The organism is Microbulbifer sp. ARAS458-1 (assembly GCF_045348205.1).
In the GTDB taxonomy this organism is placed as follows: Bacteria; Pseudomonadota; Gammaproteobacteria; order Pseudomonadales; family Cellvibrionaceae; genus Microbulbifer.
This window is the reverse complement of record NZ_CP155838.1, coordinates 3280221-3298332: the sequence shown is the minus strand read 5'-3', so window position 1 is coordinate 3298332 and position 18112 is coordinate 3280221. Positions and strand designations below refer to the sequence as shown.

Genomic DNA, 18112 nt, shown 5'->3' with positions numbered 1-18112 from the left:
GTGTCAGCGCCTTAGCGCAATAGTTTTCAATGCTGACCGGCCCACTTGCAATACCTCAAGAATTTTCGAGAACTACCCAATGTCTGATCTGGAAAACCGCCGCGAGCGGCTGGAATTCAACAAGCTGCAAAAGCGCCTGCGTCGCAATGTGGGCAAGGCGATCGCTGACTTCAATATGATTGAAGAGGGCGACAAGGTGATGGTGTGCCTGTCTGGTGGTAAGGATTCCTACGCGATGCTGGAAATCCTGATGAATCTGCAGAAGACGGCGCCGGTGCATTTTGAACTGGTGGCGGTGAATATGGATCAGAAGCAGCCGGGTTTCCCGGAGTATATTTTGCCGGAATACCTGCAATCCATTGGCGTGCCTTATCACATCGTGAACAAGGACACTTACAGTGTGGTGAAGGAGGTGGTGCCGGAAGGCAAGACTACCTGCGGCCTATGCTCACGCCTGCGCCGCGGCACTCTGTATGGCTTTGCCGAAGAAATCGGTGCCACCAAGGTGGCCCTGGGGCATCACAAAGACGATATAGTCGAGACGCTGTTTCTGAATATGTTTTATGGTGGCCGCCTGAAGGCGATGCCGCCGAAACTGCGCGCGGACGACGGGCGCAATATTGTGATCCGCCCGCTGGCCTATTGCCGCGAGACGGATCTGATTGCGTTTGCGGATCACAAGCAGTTCCCGATTATTCCGTGTAATCTTTGCGGAAGTCAGGAGAACCTCCAGCGTCAGGCGATCAAGGGGATGTTGAATGAGTGGGACAGGAAGTTTCCCGGTCGTAGCGACAATATCTTCGCCGCACTGACACGGGTTTCACCCTCGCAGCTGGCGGATCGGGACCTGTACGATTTTGAAAGCCTGGAGCTGGATCGCTCTAAGCCCGCACCTGCGGTGGACGCGCGTGCGATCGAGCAGTACGTGGATTCGTGGATTCCGGAGGATGCGCGCGATGAGGGGCCGGAGCCCGCAGAGGAGGCGGCGCAGCCGATGTATATTGAGGCGCGGAATCTATAAGCTCATCTTCTTCCATCAGCAGGCAATCGGTTTTCTTGCTAGCTGTCTTTTCCCTAGCCGCGGTTTTTACTGCGGCTTTTTCGTTTTCAGGTGAAGGTTTTTCGGTGGGTTTCACCAGTTTGCTATAGCTGTCTACAAAATCCCGTAGGCGTGCGCTCGGGCCATGGTGAAAGTGTTTTTTCCACAACTTGGCCATCTTCGGCAGGTTGTCACTTTCCACATGGTCGACACCGGCGGCGCGGTACACCAGCCAGGCAATTGCGGTGGCGTAGCGTAGGTTGGTAGCGAGTTCGGCGTGGGGGTGTTGCAGGAAATCCCGTTGGCTGGCAAGGCCGCGGACTTTGGAAGCGAGCGGAGGGAAATTGATCAGATATTTATCCCATATCTGTCGATGGGTGCTGGGAAGTATCTGGAAAATCCCCATTCCGTGGCGACGCCCCTGCTTGAGGTGAAAGCCCAGTTCGGATTCCTGTGCCGCAGTGCCGAGTAGCAGAGCCTCCATTCCTGGAGACCAGGCACGCAACTGCTTTAAGGTGGGACGAACGACGAACTGGCGCAGCTCGTCCAGACAAATACCCATAATGCTTTCGCTTTCCTTAACTGCTCAGTCTGTGACCGCCATCCATGGCGGCTTTTGGTAACTGTACATACCCTTGGTTTAGTTTGTGGATTGAGTAACCGCCAGCGAATGGGTAGATTTACGCGCAATAAAGACCAATAACGACGGATTCAGCCTATTCTTTCGCGGGACGTGGCTAAATCTGCCAAATTTGATGGGGAATCCCAAATGTCCGGACAGTGGCTCGTTGCCCTCACCTTTATCGCCTATCTCGCACTGATTCTCGCCATCGGCGTGTACGCCTACCGACGCACCAAGGATGCCAGTGACTACTTTCTCGGCGGCCGCTCGCTGCCACCCGCAGTTGCAGCGCTGAGTGCGGGGGCGTCGGATATGAGTGGCTGGCTGCTGCTCGGTTTACCTGGAGCGGCTTATGCCACGGGACTTTCTTCCGGGTGGATTGCTATTGGCCTGTTCAGCGGTATTGTCTTGAGCTGGACCACCATGGCGCGCCGGTTGCGCATCTACAGCTATGCGCTGGACGACTCGCTCACCGTACCCGCGTATCTGCACCGTCGCTTCAATCTCTCGACCCCCTGGCTGCGCACCATCTGCGCATTTTTCATTTTGCTGTTCTTCCTGTTCTATGTGGCCTCCGGCCTGATTGCTGGCGGCAAATTATTCGAGACCGTATTTGGCTGGGACTACCAGTGGGCGGTGGTGATTGGCGCGATCGCGGTGATTTCCTACACCCTGTTTGGCGGTTTTCTCGCGGTGTCCTGGACCGATGTCTTCCAGGGGTTACTGATGAGCTTGGCATTGGTGATTGTCCCGATTATGGTGATTTCCGATGAGGGCGGCTGGGGTAGCGCCTGGACGACCATGCAGGCGGAGCATCCGGAATTGATGCACTGGATGAGGGACAACACTGGCGCCACCCTGGGGGTGGCTGCGATCCTGAGTTCTCTGGCGTGGGGGCTCGGGTACTTTGGTCAACCGCACATTCTGGCCCGTTTCAAGGCTCTGCGGCATCCGGATGACATGCCGGCTGCGGCTACTGTCGCTGCGATCTGGTCTCTGGCCGGCTTTCTCGGTGCCATGTGTGTGGGCCTGTTCGGCCACTTGGAGCTTACCGCGACATTGCCGGATGGCGAACGGATCTTTATGGCCCTGGTAGAGTCTCTATTTCACCCTCTGGTTGCCGGTATTCTACTGGCGGCGATCCTGTCGGCAATCATGAGCACCGCAGATTCCCAGTTGCTGGTGTCATCCGCGGCACTGGCAGAAGATATTTACCATGTGTGGTTCGGCAAGCAGGCATCGTCGGAAAGTATCGTGAAAGTGGGCCGTTGGGCAGTGGTGGCGCTGTCATTAATTGCGGTGGGCGTCGCGATGGACCCGGGCTCCAAGGTGCTGGATGTGGTCGCCTATGCCTGGGCGGGGCTGGGAGCTGCATTTGGCCCAGCAATACTGATCAGCCTCTACTGGTCGCGGATGACCGGTGCAGGTGCGATTGCAGGGGTTCTGGTCGGGGGTATAACCGTAGTGGTATGGAAACAGCTCTCTGGTGGCATCTTCGATATATACGAGCTTTTACCGGGATTCGTACTCTCCGCAGCTGCTATTGTTTTAGTAAGTGCCGTGACGCATTGCCCTGAAGGAATTTCAACGCGCCACCGTCAATTACTGGGGCAAAAGCAGTAGTCTGATCGCGGTATTCGCGCAACGTTGCGCAATTGATCGGTGGTGCCGCGGCTGGAGTAGTTGGAGTGATCGAAGTACACCTCGGTGATATCACTCGGTTGCATGTGGATGTAATCGTCAATGCAGCCAACCAGAGGCTCCTCGGCGGAGGCGGCGTTGATGGCGCCATCCACCGTGCGGCAGGCCCAGAGTTGATGGAGGCCTGCCGCGCTATTGGCGGTTGCCCGGTAGGGGAAGTGCGCGCCACCGCCGGATACCGGCTGCCGGTGAAGCGAATCTATCACACGGTCGGCCCGGTCTGGCGTAGCGGTAATCTTGGCGAACCGGAGCTACTCGCCAGCTGTTATCGCCAGTGTCTCAACCTTGCGCGGCGCGAACACGCCCATTCCATTGCATTCCCTGCCATCAGCTGTGGTGTCTACGACTACCCCCCGGAGCTTGCAGTAGAAATTGCCGTTGAGCAGGCTCAGAACCATCTCGACCGCGACGGCGGTCCCCGCCACGTTATTTTCTGCTGTATAGACGAGGAAATGGCTGAACTCTACCGCATGCAGTTGGATGCCTGTGTTCGCCGTTAAGCACCCGTGAGGTCGATTGCATAAATTCGTAAGCGTACCAGTTAGTCGCGATAACTTTGCGGGCGTGCAGTCTCGTAGTCGCGGCTAACTGGCACTGCCGTAACAGTCAGTGTTGCGCACAAAACATAATCGGTAAATTCTCCACAGTTTTCCCCATTTCATCTCGCGCGCCGCTTTGCCGTGCCGCGCTCTTAATTTAGAATTTCTCCTTCAAGGATTTGCGTAACTGGCACCATCGTTCATGATGTGGGCTTGGGGTCGCTGCGTAGTGGAAAGGGAAAGTTCATGCAGGTGTATGTAGAGAATCAACGTGGTCAACGGTTTCGCGTGGTTGCGGGCTGGCAGAGCCCCAATTTTATGTTTGACAACGACGCCTCTGCAGATTTACTGAGTACGTTTCCTCTATCTGCACTGGATAAAATCTTTGATCTGTTTCTCGCCAATGACACAGCCTGTGCTGTTGATGCCTTCGCGCCTGAGAAACATTCGCTCCTGCACACCGCACAGTTCCCCGGTATTCCGCCGCATTTCTCCGAAGAGCACAAAGCGGTGTACGCCGCAGTGCGCAATCACCGAATCCTGATCGAGGAAGCCCCGTTCGGTGAAGCCGTGCTGGAAGAGCGTCAGTCCGGTATTCGCCACAAAATCCGTCTGGCGCTGCAGAAGATTGTCGCGGAAGAACGCATCGAAGCTGCACGTATTCAGGCCGTTCACGAAAAGCGTTCCGAACTGGAGAAAGTCGGTGCCCACATCAGTCAAGGCGCCAAAGGTTTTGGCGATGCGGTTTGGGGTCTGGCGGTATGGGCGAAAGACCTTGCCGAAGTGGCGATGGTGGTCAATCCGGTCCGCATGCAATACGAATTGGCTGGCGCGACATACGATTACTTGGTGCACGATAAGAGCTTTGAGGCGTCGCGCAACGAATACGCCGGTGAAGTCAAAAAAGAAGTGGTGGACGTACTTGGTTTCGATCCGTCCACGATTACCGAGGAGCAGTTAAAGCAGGCCTTCGAAGTTGCACAGCTGGTCTACGACGACTCGGCCCTGCGCAATGATATCAGCCGCTTTGCCAGGGATTACGTAAAAGCACAGCACAGCCTGGAAATATCGGAGTTTGCCGGCGGTGGCGTATTCGAAATCGTATTGACCATTGTGCTCGCCGCCTTTACCGGTGGCGTTGGTGCTGCTGGCGCCATGGCGAAGAACGCGCGCCTGATGTTTCGGTTTAAAGATGTGGGTGATTTGATCATCGATTTTGCCCGTTACCAAAAGCAGCGAAAAATTCTGCAGAAAAAACGCGGGGCCAAGATCGATAACTCGTCCTACAGTGCTTTGAAGTCTGAGGAGGTTGCGGTTCCGGGCGGTGGCAGTGGTGGATCTGGTGGTGCTGCGACAGGAGGCGGGAAAAAACAGTCTGCGGCCGGGAAACAAAAAGAATCCCCCGGCAACGGACCTGAACCCCGCGATTCTGATGCGCCCGACAACCAGAGTGATGCGGTCGGCACCACAGAGTCCGGTAAAACGACGCAATGCAACGCCCGTGCCTGTGAAAGCGGCGAGCCGATCAACCTGAAAACCGGGGAGGAGCGGCTCACTCTGGTGGATACGGTTCTGGACGGGCCCCTGCCATTGACGCTCGCGCGCACCTACCGCAGTAGCAGTACCCGGGACAGCGGTCTCGGGGTGGGGTGGAGTCACACCGTTGGCGAAACGCTCATTATTGAAAGGGCGCGGAAAGAGGTGGCTCTGCACGATGCCGAGGGGCGTGTTATTCGCCTGCCCATTCCCGGTGCAAGCGGCCGTAGCCACAACGTCGTGGAGCAATTGTCCATTGCCCGGGAAAATGATGATCACTGGATTATTACCCCATACGGTGCCCCGCGAGGAGTGCAGAAGCACTTCCGTGCGGCAGGTGCCGGGGGCCCGCTCAAACTGTCAGAGATCCGTGATGATTACGGCAACTTCTATCGCTTTCACTATGTAAAAGGTCAGTTGATTTGTGTGGAGAGTAGCCTGGGCGAGGCGCTTCACATCACTCCGGTGAATGGCAGAATTGGTGAGCTGAAAAAAGAAAGTCGCGATGGTCAGATCTCATCGCTGGCGCGGTACGAATACGATGAGCAGGGTGACCTCGTGCGCGCGATTGACGCGAATGGTCACAGCGAGCAATACGAGTATGTGGGCCACCTGATCAAGAAACGGACCCTCAAAACCGGTTACAGCTTTCACTTCCGCTGGGATGACACAGGTCCCGGTGCCCGCTGTCTGCGCCAGTGGGGCGATCCCATCGACGGGCAGGCCACCTACGATTACACCTTTGTCTGGGATGAGGACGGCAAGGGTGTGGCTGTCACCGATACCCGTGGCGGGACGGAACGTTATCGTTTTAACGAACAGGCGCTGCCGATCTACTACCGTAACGCCGAAGGTGGCGAGACGCTGTATCGCTATAACCGACTGGGGCAGCCCACCGAAGTTCAACTGCCCGCCGAAGAAGGGTTTGAGCACAAGGAACTGTTTGAGTACGACAGCTTCGGGCGCCTGATTGCCAAAACCGATGCCAGTGGTGGCGTTCAGAAGATTGAGTACAGCCGCAACGGCCAGCCCGAAAAGATAACCGACGCCGCGGGTCGAATCTGGCAGCGTGAGTTCAATGAAAGTGGGCAGGTTACCGCCAGTATCGACCCCCTCGGGCAGGTCACCCGCTACACCTATAACCCCATCGGCCTGATCGGCAGTATCACCAATCCGCTTGGGCAGACCACCCGCTACCTGTGGAACCCACAGGGTAAACTCTCGGCGGTGCACGATGCTGCCGGTCGCTCCCAGCACTACCGCTACGACATGCACCAGCGTCTGATCGAGGTGCAACACGGCCCGGATCTCTACACCCGTTACGAGTACGATGCGCAGGACCGTATAAGTGCCGTTATTGCTCCCGATGGAGGACGCACTGAGTACCGGTACAATCCCCAGGGGCTCCTGGCCGAAATTATTGATCCGGAAGGACGCAGCACCCGCTATGACTACGATGGGTTGAGTCAGGTAAAAGTACGTACCAACCCCGATGGCAGCTGCCTGCAGTATCAGTACGATGGCGAGCGCAATCTGATTGGTCTCACCAACGAAAAGGGCGAGCAATACCAGCTCAAGTATGACCTGAACGAGCGCCTGACCGAAGAAGTCGGTTTTGACGGGCGTACCACGCGCTACGCCTACAACCGCGCTGGTCACCTGATTGCCAGTCGCGCCGTTACCGACCTGGCCACAGGCAAGGGCGTGGACACTCTGTACGAGCGGGATGCCTTCGGCCGTCTGCTTCAGGAAATTACCCCGGACGGCACCACCAGCTACCGCTACAATCGTGCCGGACAGATGATTGAAGCGGAAAACGCCCACCGCAAGTTGCGCTGGGACTACGACGCCTGCGGTCGCCTGATTGGCGATTGGCAGGACAACGCAGAAATCCTGCATCGATACGATAAAGCGGGCAACCGTATCGTCACCCGCCTGCCCAGTGGCGAAGAACTGAACTACGCCTACAACGAAGTGGGCCAGTTCCAGAGCCTGCACACCCGGTTTGCCGGCGCAGAAGCGGCGACACTATTGGCCTCTATCGATCGCGACGCGCTCGGTAGAGAAGTCGCCCGGGAACACGGCAACGGCCTCATCACCAGTAGTAGCTACGACCCCCAGGGGCGCCTGCAAAGCCTCCGGGTGGGCAAGGCTGCGGATATAAATAGGCCCGTAGAAAATCCGCTGCTGGAGCGCAGCTACGGCTACAATCGCAGTGGCCAGCTCACCCAGATCAACGACAGTCTGCGCGGCAACCGCAGCTACCACTACGATGCACTGGATCGCCTGACCCAGGTAGACGGCCCGTCCCCGGAACATTTCGTCCACGATCCCGCGCACAATATTCTCGCCGCTGCAGGCAGCGCGGAAGAAGCGAAGCAGCAGGCCAGCAGTACCCAGGTAAATGGCAACCGCCTGCAATTCCGCGGCGACACCCACTACGAATACGACGTCCACGGCAATCGCACCGCGGCCCTGCGCGGCAAAGGCCAAAAACTCCAGACCCGCTATCGCTACAACAGCAAGCATCAGCTTGTCGCAGTAGCGCAATACAAGGTGGATGATACCGGCGAGCCACAACTCCAGTCGGAAACCCAATACCAGTACGACCCCCTCGGTCGTCGCGTGCGCAAGCAGGGGCAGGGCACTACCACCGAATTTCTGTGGAATGGCGATGTACTGCTTCAGGAAACCACCCGGGATTCCGAAACCAGCCAGGACCTGAAATCCCGCACCTACTATTTTGAGCCGGAAACCTTCAAGCCGATCGCGTTAAGTGAAAATGGCGAGGTCTATCAGTACCACCTGGATCACCTGGGTACACCGGATACCCTGACCAATGCCAACGGTGAAGTGGTCTGGAACGTCAGCTATAAAACCTACGGTAACCTGGCCATCACTCACCGAGAAGAAATCGCTCAACCGATCCGGTTTCAAGGGCAGTATTTTGATGAAGAGAGTGGGCTGCATTACAACCGGTTTAGGTATTTTGATCCCGATCACGGACTGTTTTTAACACAGGACCCTATTGGCCTTTTGGGTGGTGTAAATAATTATCGTTATGCTCCTAACCCCCTTAATTGGATAGATCCTTTTGGGCTTTCTTGCAAAGAACAACCGGTACATGATCCTTCCCTTGCTACTGAAATTGTGACTTTCCCGGGCGAGCCATGGGAAGGTATCGCCAGGCAAGAAAATTCTGTTCAAGCGTTAGCCGCACGAAAAGAAGTGGCGGACGGTGCTCCTCTGTACAGAATCGGAAAGATGGGGAGGAGTGATGCTGTTGAAGGACAGTTTTGGGCAATAGAGCCTCCGAATTCGCCTGGCTACGCTGCGCGTTACGGTATTCCGAGAGACAATGTTGAAGCTGCAGATTTTTATGAAGTTGGTCGCTTGAAGCCTGGATCTGAATTTGTGACTAGGTCTGCTCCTGGGGATCCGAAAGGTATTAATCCTGGGGGCGCGATTGAAGTTGTCGTTAACTCGAAAGACGTCCAAGTGGAATATTTTGGGGCAAATGTCGAAACCCCCTATACAGGAAACTAGTATGAGTGGAGAACTTTGGGATGATTTTAAATACTTGGATAGTCTTCTAATTGAATGTGGTTTTGAACAAGAATCGGCGATATTAAACGAGACTTTGGAGTTTAGTACTAGTAGTAGCGAGCTTTACTTTAAGGTGTCAGGGATCCTAAAGTTTTTTCTGTCTCAAGACGCTTGCAGTAACGAAATTGCAATGAGAAAGTTGAATGATCTGAATGCGAGGCTAGATGAATTGCTGACGTGAGGGAGGCACTCCGTGGTATTTTAGCATCACTAGCAACCCCTTCTTCTCAAGGCGGCGTCAGGTTTTATGTTTTTTCTGCGATGGTATTTGTGAGGTAGAAGATTGGGTGGCGAGTGTTAGAGACGTCACCTTTGAGTTGGGATATGTCTAAAATTGCGCAAGAGAATTTGACTAAGATTGTGAATCAGATAGATAAAACTATTGATGATCTTGCGAAGAAGGAAAGTCAGTCAAATGATGAATATGTTAGAAAAATGTTGAAGAAATATCTCCGCGCTAAGTCAGATTTATCCCTGAAAGGATGTGATGTAGATATCGTGAATCTTAAGAAGTTGCTCAATGGTGCTCGAGGTTATATGGAGCGCTCGTCGGATTATAGTCAACGCTTTCTACATGAAATGGGGGAAGCGGAAAGGCTTATTAAATCACTCTGATGGGTTTTGCCAGGCGCTGATCATTTGTCTCCTGGGAGAAGGTTGGTAGGTTACTTGGAAAGGCTGCGTACCTGAGATTCAATCATGGGTGAATCTAATTCCTTAGATCTTGTTGAGCTAAGATTTCGGGCGGCTGATGCATTGATGGCCGTATCTACTTTTGAAAATTTGAACGGAAAGAGTCCCATCTTGGATTCTATTCGGGCACAAATGACTTTTATTTTTGATGAAGCTGAGCGTGGGAAAAACCCGATGGAAAGTATCCGGCCAGATAGACCGTTTACGTTCGGTATTCTTTCGTCACGGGAATTTGCCTGTCCAGATGAGCTAAAGCTCAAGGTGAAGTTGAACCGTGTTGCAGAGTTGCTTTACTAAATGGCTGAAAGTTTCCTTGTTGCAAGTGTAGGCCGTGTGACCGTTTGGTCTATTAGAGTTCTACTGTACCATCCCCAAAAGCCAATCCAATAACAACCAAGGCGAGGGAAAACCATGCGTACAGCAGACCAGTGGTTCAGCGAATACGGCGAGAGTCACCAGAATTCCACCAACAAGGCCATCCATTGGGTGGCGGTTCCTTTGATTTACTTGACGGTAGTGGGGCTTTTCTGGTCCGTCCCGCAGCCGGAGTGGATGGCTGCTTTGCCTTGGCTGAACTGGGCAATTGTTGCGCTGATCCCCACCATCCTCTTCTATATGCTTATGTCCTTCCCTCTGGCGTTGGGGATGCTGGCGCTTTCCCTACTGTGTCTCGGTGCCTGTAGCGTCATGGAGCGGGCCGGTATGAGTGTGCTCTGGTGGTCTGTGGGCCTGTTCGTGGTGATGTGGGTGTTCCAGTTTGTGGGACACCATATCGAGGGCAAGAAGCCTTCTTTCTTCAAGGACCTCCAGTTTCTGCTGATTGGCCCGGCGTGGGTGATTGGCTTCCTGTACCGCAAGCTGGGCATCAAATACTGATTCTGTCTTTGTATATGCTGTAGGAGCCTGCAGGCAGGCTCCTACAAGCGCGATTTCTACCGGTTGTAGTGGACCGGTACCTCCAGTGTCTCTTTTACCTGCTCCATTACCACATAGCTGGTGCATTCCTGCACTTCCGGCAGTGTCAGCAGCGTCTCTCCGTAGAACTTCCGGTAGGCACTCATATCGGCCACGCGCGCCTTGATCAGGTAGTCAAAATTCCCCGACACCAGATAGCACTCCTGCACCTCTGGCAGGGCCGAGACCGCATTGCGGAACTCTTCAAAGGCATCCTGGGCTGAGCGGTTGAGGCGGATCTGCACGAACACCACCAGGGCGGCATCCAGGTACTCGGGGTTGATCAGGGTGGTGTAGCCCTGGATAACCCCATCACTTTCCATCTTTTTGACCCGCTCCACACAGGGGGTGGCGGTCAGGCCTACCTGACGGGCCAGCTCCGCATAGCTGGTGCGGCCGTTTTTCTGCAGTACCCGAAGAATATTGCGGTCGATAGTGCTGAGTTCACTGGCGCGTCTTTTCATGATTTACCTGGCTGTATCTCGGGCTTGACTTGGCTGTGGCGCCCCACTGGGTTCCGTTTGGCTAAAAAGTAGTCTTTTTGACGTATTACTAGTTGAATCCACTAATAGTATTAAAAAATCTACAGAAATCCACTTTAAAGAGGCGCCTATACTGCGGGAATCCAACAAAAGAAGAGCGTACCAGATTGCGCTAACAGGGTAATTGAGGAGAAGTCATCATGTTGATCGGTGTACCGAAAGAGATTAAGAACCACGAGTACCGTATTGGCCTGACGCCCGCGAGCGTGCGCGAGCTGATCGGCCACGGTCACGAGGTGATCGTGCAGAAGGACGGCGGCGCATCCATCGGTTTCACCGATGAAATGTATGAGCAGGCCGGTGCCAAGATTATCGACACGCCGGAAGAGATTTTCGCCACCGCGGATATGATCGTGAAGGTGAAAGAGCCTCAGCCCCACGAGTGCGAAATGCTGCGCCCGGGCCAGCTGCTGTACACCTATCTTCACCTGGCGCCGGACCCCAAGCAGACCGAGCTGCTGGTGAAATCCGGTGCGACCTGTATTGCCTATGAAACCGTAACCGACCGTTTCGGCGGCCTGCCGCTGCTGGCGCCGATGTCTGAAGTGGCCGGCCGTATGTCCGTGCAGTGCGGCGCGCACCACCTGGAAAAAGCCCAGGGTGGTCTGGGTGTTCTGCTGGGTGGTGTACCCGGTGTTGCCCCGGCCAAAGTACTGATTATCGGTGGCGGTGTGGTTGGTACCAACGCGGCCAAAATGGCGCTGGGTATGGGCGCCGACGTGACCATTCTGGATCGCTCCCTGCCGCGCCTGCGTCAGCTGGACGACATTTTCGGTGGCGCGGTACGCACCGAATATTCCACCAACGACGCGATTGAATCTCATGCGCTGGAAGCGGATCTGGTTGTGGGTGCGGTACTGATCCCGGGTGCGGCGGCACCGAAACTGCTGACCCGCGACATCATCAGCCGTATGAAGAAAGGTGCGGTCGTTGTGGATGTGGCGATTGACCAGGGCGGTTGCTTTGAGACCTCCAAAGCAACCACTCACCAGGAGCCTACCTACGTTGTGGACGGCGTGGTGCACTACTGTGTCGCCAACATGCCCGGCGGTGTAGCGCGTACCTCCACCATGGCCCTGAACAATGCCACCCTGCCGTTTGCGGTAGCGCTGGCCAACAAGGGGGCCAAACAGGCTTTGCTGGACGATGCCAACCTGCTGGAAGGTCTGAACGTACACGCCGGTATGGTGACCTACAAAGCTGTAGCTGATGTACTGGGTTACGAATATGTGGATCCCAAGCTGGCTCTGCAGAAATCCGCTGTTGATTCCGATGTTGCCGCTTGAGGGCTTTGGCCTTCAAGGGTGCAGAACTGAATTTTATCAGTTCTCTTCTGGGGCGACCCCACGCCCCACTCTGTGAGACCCGGCAGTGTCTGACTGCCATTGCAGCCGCGCTTTTTAGCGCGGCTTTTTTCGTTTGGGGCTCTGGCCGCAAGTGTGCTTAACCGGCGGGGAAGAGACGGCTGAGCAGTACCGGGAGGGCGGTTTCCACACGCAGGATACGCGGCCCGAGATGGACGGACTGAAAGCCCGCTCCCTGCAGCTTTTCCACTTCGTAGGGGATAAAGCCGCCTTCGGGGCCGACCGCCAGGGTGGTCTGCTGCTGGATATCCACAGGGCAGGGCACATCGGTCACCGGGTGTGCCACTAACTTGCGGGAGTGTTCGGCAATGGCCGGCAGTTCGTCTTCCACAAACGGCTTAAAGCGTTTGCGCAGTTCGATCTGCGGCACCGCCGTGTCCACTGCCTGTTCCAGGCCGAGTAGACACTGTTCGCGCAATTTTTCTTCCGCGAGCCAGGGGCTTTGCCAGAACGATTTTTCCACCCGGTAAGCGTTGATCAGGTAGAGCTTTTTGACCCCGAGTGCGGTGGCGTGCTGGATGGTGCGCTTGAGCATTTTCGGACGGGGCAGCGCCAGAATCAGGGTCAATGGCAGGGGGGGCGGTGCCTGCTTGTGTAGCGTGACTGACATGGCGATGTGGTCGTCGCCGCGGCCGGTGATTTTGCCCTCGCCAATCTGGCCATCGATGACACCCACTTTCATGCGGTCGCCAATCTCTGCGCGATGCACTTCGGTTATATGCTGAAAGCGCCGGCCGTGCAGGAGCACTTCGGTAGAGGCCCCGGAGGAAGACTGAAAATCCTCCGGCGCTAACAAAATCAGATTCATCGATTACCGCCTGGCGCTGGCCACGGCACCCTTGCCAATGCCTTCGTAGGCGCGCACGGTGATGTCCTTGCCGGTATTTTCTTTTGCCAGCGCGTCCGCAATATATTGCGCGAGCTGTTCGACGGTGGTGTCACAGTCGAGGATTTCACAGCGGCTGGCGGGGATACTCAGGGTGAAAGCGCCCTGGCGTGCCTGATAGGCGAAGTGCAGCTGTACCTTGTCCCCCTCACCGGATTCCCCGGTGAGATCCTCCCGCGTGCCCAAGTAAATATCTTCCCAGCGTTCTGCCCACAGTGTTTCGAGCTCGGAGCTGCGCTGCCCGTCAACATCGATACGAATACGCGAGCGGTGGCCGTGGGCAATGCGCTGACAATTGCCATCGTGTTTTTTGAGGCCGTGACTGTAGTGATAGAAGGGCGAGTCGATCTGTTCGTTGCTGAAGCCGAGAGTGAGCTGATCCACACTGGTGGGGAATACACCGTCCAGCTGTGTGACGCACCAGCGCGCTACGGTTTCTGCTGTGATGGATTCTGCTTCCACCAGGGCGAAGGCCTGAGAGGGGCCGCCGACGGCGATGGCTGTGCCATCGGTCAGAGCCCACTCCAGGTTCAGTTGGTCGCCGTCGCGCTTGATCGCGATGTGTGGTGATTGGGTGGGCACCAGCAGTCGGTGATCCAGTTCGTCGTCCAGCCAGTTGCGCAAGGTCTTTTTCACGATGCCGAAATCGCACACCATGCCCTGGTGATCCAGAGCGCCATCCAGTGCTGTATTGGCCAGCCAGGTTTCACCCACGATTCCCCGGGCGTGGTGGAGATAACTGAAGTCCACATTGGTGAGGCTGTCGACGAATAGGTGCATAGATGGCTCGGTTAAATCGAAGGGCTCGGTAAGGTCGCAGAAAGCGGGCCCAGATCGGGCGCGGCACAGTATAGCTTTTTTGCCCTGGCAATTTGAGCGGTGCGGGTGAAAATCCGCGGAGGATTGAATAGGGGGGAAATAGGGGCTGGAACCTGGCGCCAGGAGTCTCTATAATCGCGCCCTCTTCGAGTGCAGCGGTACCTGATATTGCATCTCATGCAGTAACGGCTCGGTACCAGCGTCAGTGCTATTCTGTGTGCTCGAGCGTTGTGGCGGCCCTTCCGGTCTCCTCGCAATGATCAGCTGTGAACCCCGCCAGGCCCGGAAGGGAGCAACGGTAGCAGTGACATCATGTGCCGGGGGTGTGCTGGTTGGGCTGCCTCCAATTTCCCTCCCCAGTCTTTCCCATCGCTTTTTTTCGCCTTGAGCCTGCGCGGTTTTTGGGCAGTTCCAGTGCGCGTCGCGACTGTTCGCGAAATATTTCTCCAGTCCAGTGGCTTTACGGGGAATTTTGTGCCGAAGTCCTCTGAGGATCTGTGTCAACGTCTCGGCACGGGCGAAGCCTGTGCTATAAAACCGCGACAGACTTTTTTCCTGTTGCCGCCCGCTCAGCCCGGGCGAAGCCCCAAATAACGTCAAATAATGACTCACGATCAGAGGACGCCGATGAAAAAGCTCGCGTTGGTAATCGCCGCCGCCACCTTCACCCTGGCGGGGTGTGACCGAGAATCCCCGGATGCCGGAGCGCCAGTACCCGCGGCACAATCCAAGGCCGCTTACGGCGCGGATACCACCGATGCCGGCACCGTTGCCAGGGCTCAGGATCAGGGCCAAGACGGTAATGGCGACCAGCTGGATGCCGAGGCCGCCAAGGCGTTTCTGGATAATGCCCAGGAGCGATTGGCCAAGATGTCGGAAGAGGCGAGTCATGCCAGCTGGTTGGCGTCCACATACATCAATGTGGACTCTCAGTACACCGAAGCACTGGCCATGGAGCGCTTCACCTCAATGGCAGTGGAGCTGGCCCAGGAAGCGGCAAAGTTTGACGACGTCGAACTGGACGCGGAAACCCGCCGCATGCTCACCATGCTCAAACAGGGACTGGTTTTTCCCGCACCCAATGATCCCAAGCTGACCGCAGAACTGGCTCAGATCGGCTCGAAAATGCAGGGCATGTATGGGGCGGGTAAGTATTGTCCAGATAACAAGCCCGGTGACGAAAAGCCTGCTGCCAGCGACGACGGCGAAAACAAGTGCTACACCCTGACCGAAATGGGCCAGATGATGGCCAACAGTCGCGACCCAAAATTGCTCAAGGAGCTGTGGGTGGGTTGGCGCAAGGTGTCGCCGCCGATGAAGCCTTTGTACGAACGCCAGGTAGAAATTGGCAACGCCGGCGCCAAGGAGCTGGGTTACGACAACCTCAGTGTCATGTGGCGCTCCAAATACGATATGCCCGCGGATGCCTTCGCCGCGGATATGGACAATCAGTGGAACAAGGTGAAACCCCTTTACGAAGCGCTCCACTGTCATGTGCGCGCCCGACTGAATGAACACTATGGCGATGATGTTGCACCGGCCACCGGCAAAATTCCGGCGCATCTGCTGGGCAATATGTGGGCTCAGGAGTGGGGCAATATCTACGACGTCGTTAAAGATGACGACATGCAAGCACCCTATGATCTGACTCAGCTGGTCGTGGATTCCGGCATGAGCGAAAAGGATATGGTGAAGGTGGGAGAGAAATTCTTTACCTCACTGGGTTTCAAGCCGCTGCCGGAAACTTTCTGGGAGCGCTCCCAGTTCGTGCAGCCGCGGGATCGCGACGTGGTATGTCATGCAAGTGCCTGGAATCTGGATGGTCAGGACGATATCCGTATCAAGATGTGCATCAACAAAACCGGTGAAGACCTGATCACCGTGCATCATGAGCTTGGGCACAATTTTTATCAGCGCATTTATAAAAATCAGCCGTTCCTGTACAAAGAGGGCGCCAATGATGGCTTCCACGAAGCAGTGGGGGACACCATCGCCCTGTCCATTACGCCCAAGTACCTGAAAGAAATCGGCCTGATGGATGAAATTCCCGGTGAAGACAAAGATATCGGGTACCTGATGCAGCAGGCGCTGGACAAGATTGCGTTCCTGCCGTTTGGTCTGCTGGTGGACAAGTGGCGCTGGCAGGTATTCAACGGAGAAGTGCAACCCGGTGATTACAACAAAGCGTGGTGGAAGCTGCGCGAGGAATATCAGGGGGTTGAGGCACCGGTAGAGCGTAGCGAAGCCAATTTCGATCCGGGGGCCAAGTACCATATTCCCGGCAACACACCTTACGCCCGTTATTTTCTCGCGCGAATCCAGCAGTTCCAGTTCCACCGCGCTCTGTGTGAGGCTGCCGGTGAGACCGGGCCGTTGCACCGCTGCTCGATTTTCAAAAACAAGGCCGCCGGTGAAAAACTGCGCAATATGTTGGCTATGGGGGCGAGCAAACCCTGGCCGGATGCTATGGAGGCGCTCACCGGGCAGCGCGAACTGGACGCATCTGCGATTGCGGATTACTTCCAGCCACTGATGGAGTATCTGCAGGAGCAGAACAAAGATCGTCAGTGTGGGTGGTGAGTTACCGGCGCGCTGGGTGGATTCATTGTCTGGCGCTATTGACCATATATTCACAGTCAATAGCGCCAGGGGTTTGAATGTCGCTTTGTGACCATAGAATTAGTTGTGACCTGATGTAAATCAGACGGGGCTGTTGGTGCCGCAGGCACCATCTGGTGACCGTAGTGGGGCATATTCCGGGGAAGGCGAGCCGCAACAGGCGCGTTTTTTCATCCTGCCTCGCTGAAATGGATTTAACTCGAACCACAAAAGAGGTTGCTAATGAGCAATATTGATATCGGTATCGGTGAAAAGGATCGCGAGCAGGTTGCACAGGGTTTGAAGCGTCTATTGGCGGACTCATACACCCTTTACCTGCAGACCCACAACTTCCACTGGAACGTCACCGGCCGTCTGTTTCGGGAGCTGCACCTGATGTTCGAGGAACACTACACTGAGCTGGCGACAGCGGTGGACGATATCGCCGAGCGAATTCGTACCCTGGATGTGGTGGCTCCGGGCACCTACAAAGCATTCGCCGACCTCAGTTCCATCAAAGAGGTGGAAGACGTGCCGGCGGCAGAGGAAATGGTGCGCATCCTTACCCAGGGCCACGAACAGGTCGTAAAAACCTGTCGCGAAGTATTGAAAGCCGCCCAGGAGGCCGATGACGAATCCACTGCGGCGCTGGTGGGAGACCGCATGCGCGTCCATGAGAAGACAGCCTGGATGCTGCGTGCCACTGCACAGTAAGCAGAGTGCTTCAGCGAACGGAAAACCGGCCTCAGGCCGGTTTTTTTATGTCCGCTGATTCTGTCGTACGTGGGGACACCTTGCATTTTTATACTGTGTGTTGCACAGTATTTACTGTGTATGGCACAGTATGGGTGTTGGTTGAATGACAGAGGCGCCGGAAAAGCTCCAGCGAATCGTAATGGAGGTGCGCCGTGGGGCGCTTACCCTGGCGGTATTACTGGCGCTGGGAGAGCCCCATTACGGCTATTCCCTGCGCAAGAAGCTGGCCGCGCAAGGCCTGGAGATTGACGAGGGAACACTGTATCCACTGTTGCGTCGCCTGGAGGGGCAGGGGTTGCTGTCCAGCTACTGGCAGGAGGAAGATGGCCGCAAGCGGCGCTTCTATCAAAGGGATCAAGGCGGTGAGGTGGTTCTGGCGGCAATGCGTGATGAATGGCAGAGCCTTAATCGGGTAATCGGACAGCTGGCAAAGAAAACGGGACATGGAGATTGATTT

15 protein-coding genes and 1 other RNA gene are annotated in these 18112 nt (G+C 55.8%); 13 read left to right on the top strand and 3 right to left on the bottom strand.

The features are described from left to right. Nucleotides 1-79: 79 nt before the first annotated feature. The 8 genes from ttcA to AAFH99_RS13760 all read left to right on the top strand — a co-directional run bounded on the left by ttcA (nt 80) and on the right by AAFH99_RS13760 (nt 10612). Nucleotides 80-1021, top strand: a complete 942-nt coding sequence (gene ttcA, locus AAFH99_RS13795) for a tRNA 2-thiocytidine(32) synthetase TtcA (protein ID WP_406827997.1) — start codon at nt 80-82, stop codon at nt 1019-1021. A 319-nt stretch (nt 1022-1340) separates the two neighbouring features. Continuing rightward, on the top strand, nt 1341-1511 hold the full coding sequence (locus AAFH99_RS13790) for a hypothetical protein (protein ID WP_406827996.1): 171 nt from the start codon (nt 1341-1343) through the stop codon (nt 1509-1511). A gap of 297 nt (nt 1512-1808) precedes the next feature. Then, on the top strand, nt 1809-3284 hold the full coding sequence (putP, locus tag AAFH99_RS13785) for a sodium/proline symporter PutP (RefSeq protein ID WP_043318581.1): 1476 nt from the start codon (nt 1809-1811) through the stop codon (nt 3282-3284). 65 nt (nt 3285-3349) lie between these two features. Then, a complete protein-coding gene (locus AAFH99_RS13780; RefSeq protein ID WP_043318579.1) occupies nt 3350-3862 on the top strand; it encodes an O-acetyl-ADP-ribose deacetylase in 513 nt (170 codons plus the stop codon). A gap of 285 nt (nt 3863-4147) precedes the next feature. Next, entirely contained in the window at nt 4148-8983 is a 4836-nt protein-coding gene (locus AAFH99_RS13775; RefSeq protein ID WP_406827995.1) for an RHS repeat-associated core domain-containing protein, read from the top strand. A gap of 384 nt (nt 8984-9367) precedes the next feature. Next, on the top strand, nt 9368-9658 hold the full coding sequence (locus AAFH99_RS13770) for a hypothetical protein (RefSeq protein WP_406827994.1): 291 nt from the start codon (nt 9368-9370) through the stop codon (nt 9656-9658). An 84-nt stretch (nt 9659-9742) separates the two neighbouring features. Beyond that, nucleotides 9743-10033: a hypothetical protein gene (locus tag AAFH99_RS13765; RefSeq protein ID WP_406827993.1), complete on the top strand. Its 291-nt coding sequence runs from the start codon at nt 9743-9745 to the stop codon at nt 10031-10033. Nucleotides 10034-10147: 114 nt separating this feature from the next. Then, nucleotides 10148-10612 (top strand): DUF962 domain-containing protein, encoded by a 465-nt coding sequence (locus AAFH99_RS13760; protein WP_043318575.1) that lies wholly within the window; start codon nt 10148-10150, stop codon nt 10610-10612. A 56-nt stretch (nt 10613-10668) separates the two neighbouring features. Here the strand turns inward: AAFH99_RS13760 and AAFH99_RS13755 are convergent, their stop codons facing one another. Beyond that, a complete protein-coding gene (locus AAFH99_RS13755) occupies nt 10669-11154 on the bottom strand; it encodes an Lrp/AsnC ligand binding domain-containing protein (RefSeq protein WP_255876059.1) in 486 nt (161 codons plus the stop codon). Nucleotides 11155-11372: 218 nt separating this feature from the next. Between AAFH99_RS13755 and ald the strand changes: the two genes are divergently transcribed. Beyond that, a complete protein-coding gene (gene ald / locus AAFH99_RS13750) occupies nt 11373-12518 on the top strand; it encodes an alanine dehydrogenase (protein ID WP_043318571.1) in 1146 nt (381 codons plus the stop codon). A gap of 157 nt (nt 12519-12675) precedes the next feature. On the opposite strand, the gene AAFH99_RS13745 is transcribed toward ald, so the two are convergent. Then, nucleotides 12676-13404, bottom strand: a complete 729-nt coding sequence (locus AAFH99_RS13745) for a 16S rRNA (uracil(1498)-N(3))-methyltransferase (protein ID WP_406827992.1) — start codon at nt 13402-13404, stop codon at nt 12676-12678. Nucleotides 13405-13407: 3 nt separating this feature from the next. Next, the gene (locus tag AAFH99_RS13740; RefSeq protein ID WP_406827991.1) at nt 13408-14262 is read right to left on the bottom strand and encodes a 6-carboxytetrahydropterin synthase; all 855 of its coding nucleotides are present in this window, start codon (nt 14260-14262) and stop codon (nt 13408-13410) included. 279 nt (nt 14263-14541) lie between these two features. Between AAFH99_RS13740 and ffs the strand changes: the two genes are divergently transcribed. From ffs to AAFH99_RS13720, 4 genes are all read left to right on the top strand, one after another. After that, nucleotides 14542-14638: signal recognition particle sRNA small type (gene ffs / locus AAFH99_RS13735), an RNA gene on the top strand. 290 nt (nt 14639-14928) lie between these two features. Then, nucleotides 14929-16881 carry a M2 family metallopeptidase gene (locus AAFH99_RS13730; RefSeq protein WP_406827990.1) on the top strand — a complete coding sequence of 651 codons (1953 nt, stop codon included), beginning with the start codon at nt 14929-14931 and terminating at the stop codon, nt 16879-16881. A 261-nt stretch (nt 16882-17142) separates the two neighbouring features. Beyond that, on the top strand, nt 17143-17613 hold the full coding sequence (locus AAFH99_RS13725) for a Dps family protein (protein WP_043318564.1): 471 nt from the start codon (nt 17143-17145) through the stop codon (nt 17611-17613). A 145-nt stretch (nt 17614-17758) separates the two neighbouring features. Further along, the gene (locus tag AAFH99_RS13720; protein ID WP_043318562.1) at nt 17759-18109 is read left to right on the top strand and encodes a PadR family transcriptional regulator; all 351 of its coding nucleotides are present in this window, start codon (nt 17759-17761) and stop codon (nt 18107-18109) included. The last annotated feature ends 3 nt before the right edge of the window (nt 18110-18112 follow it).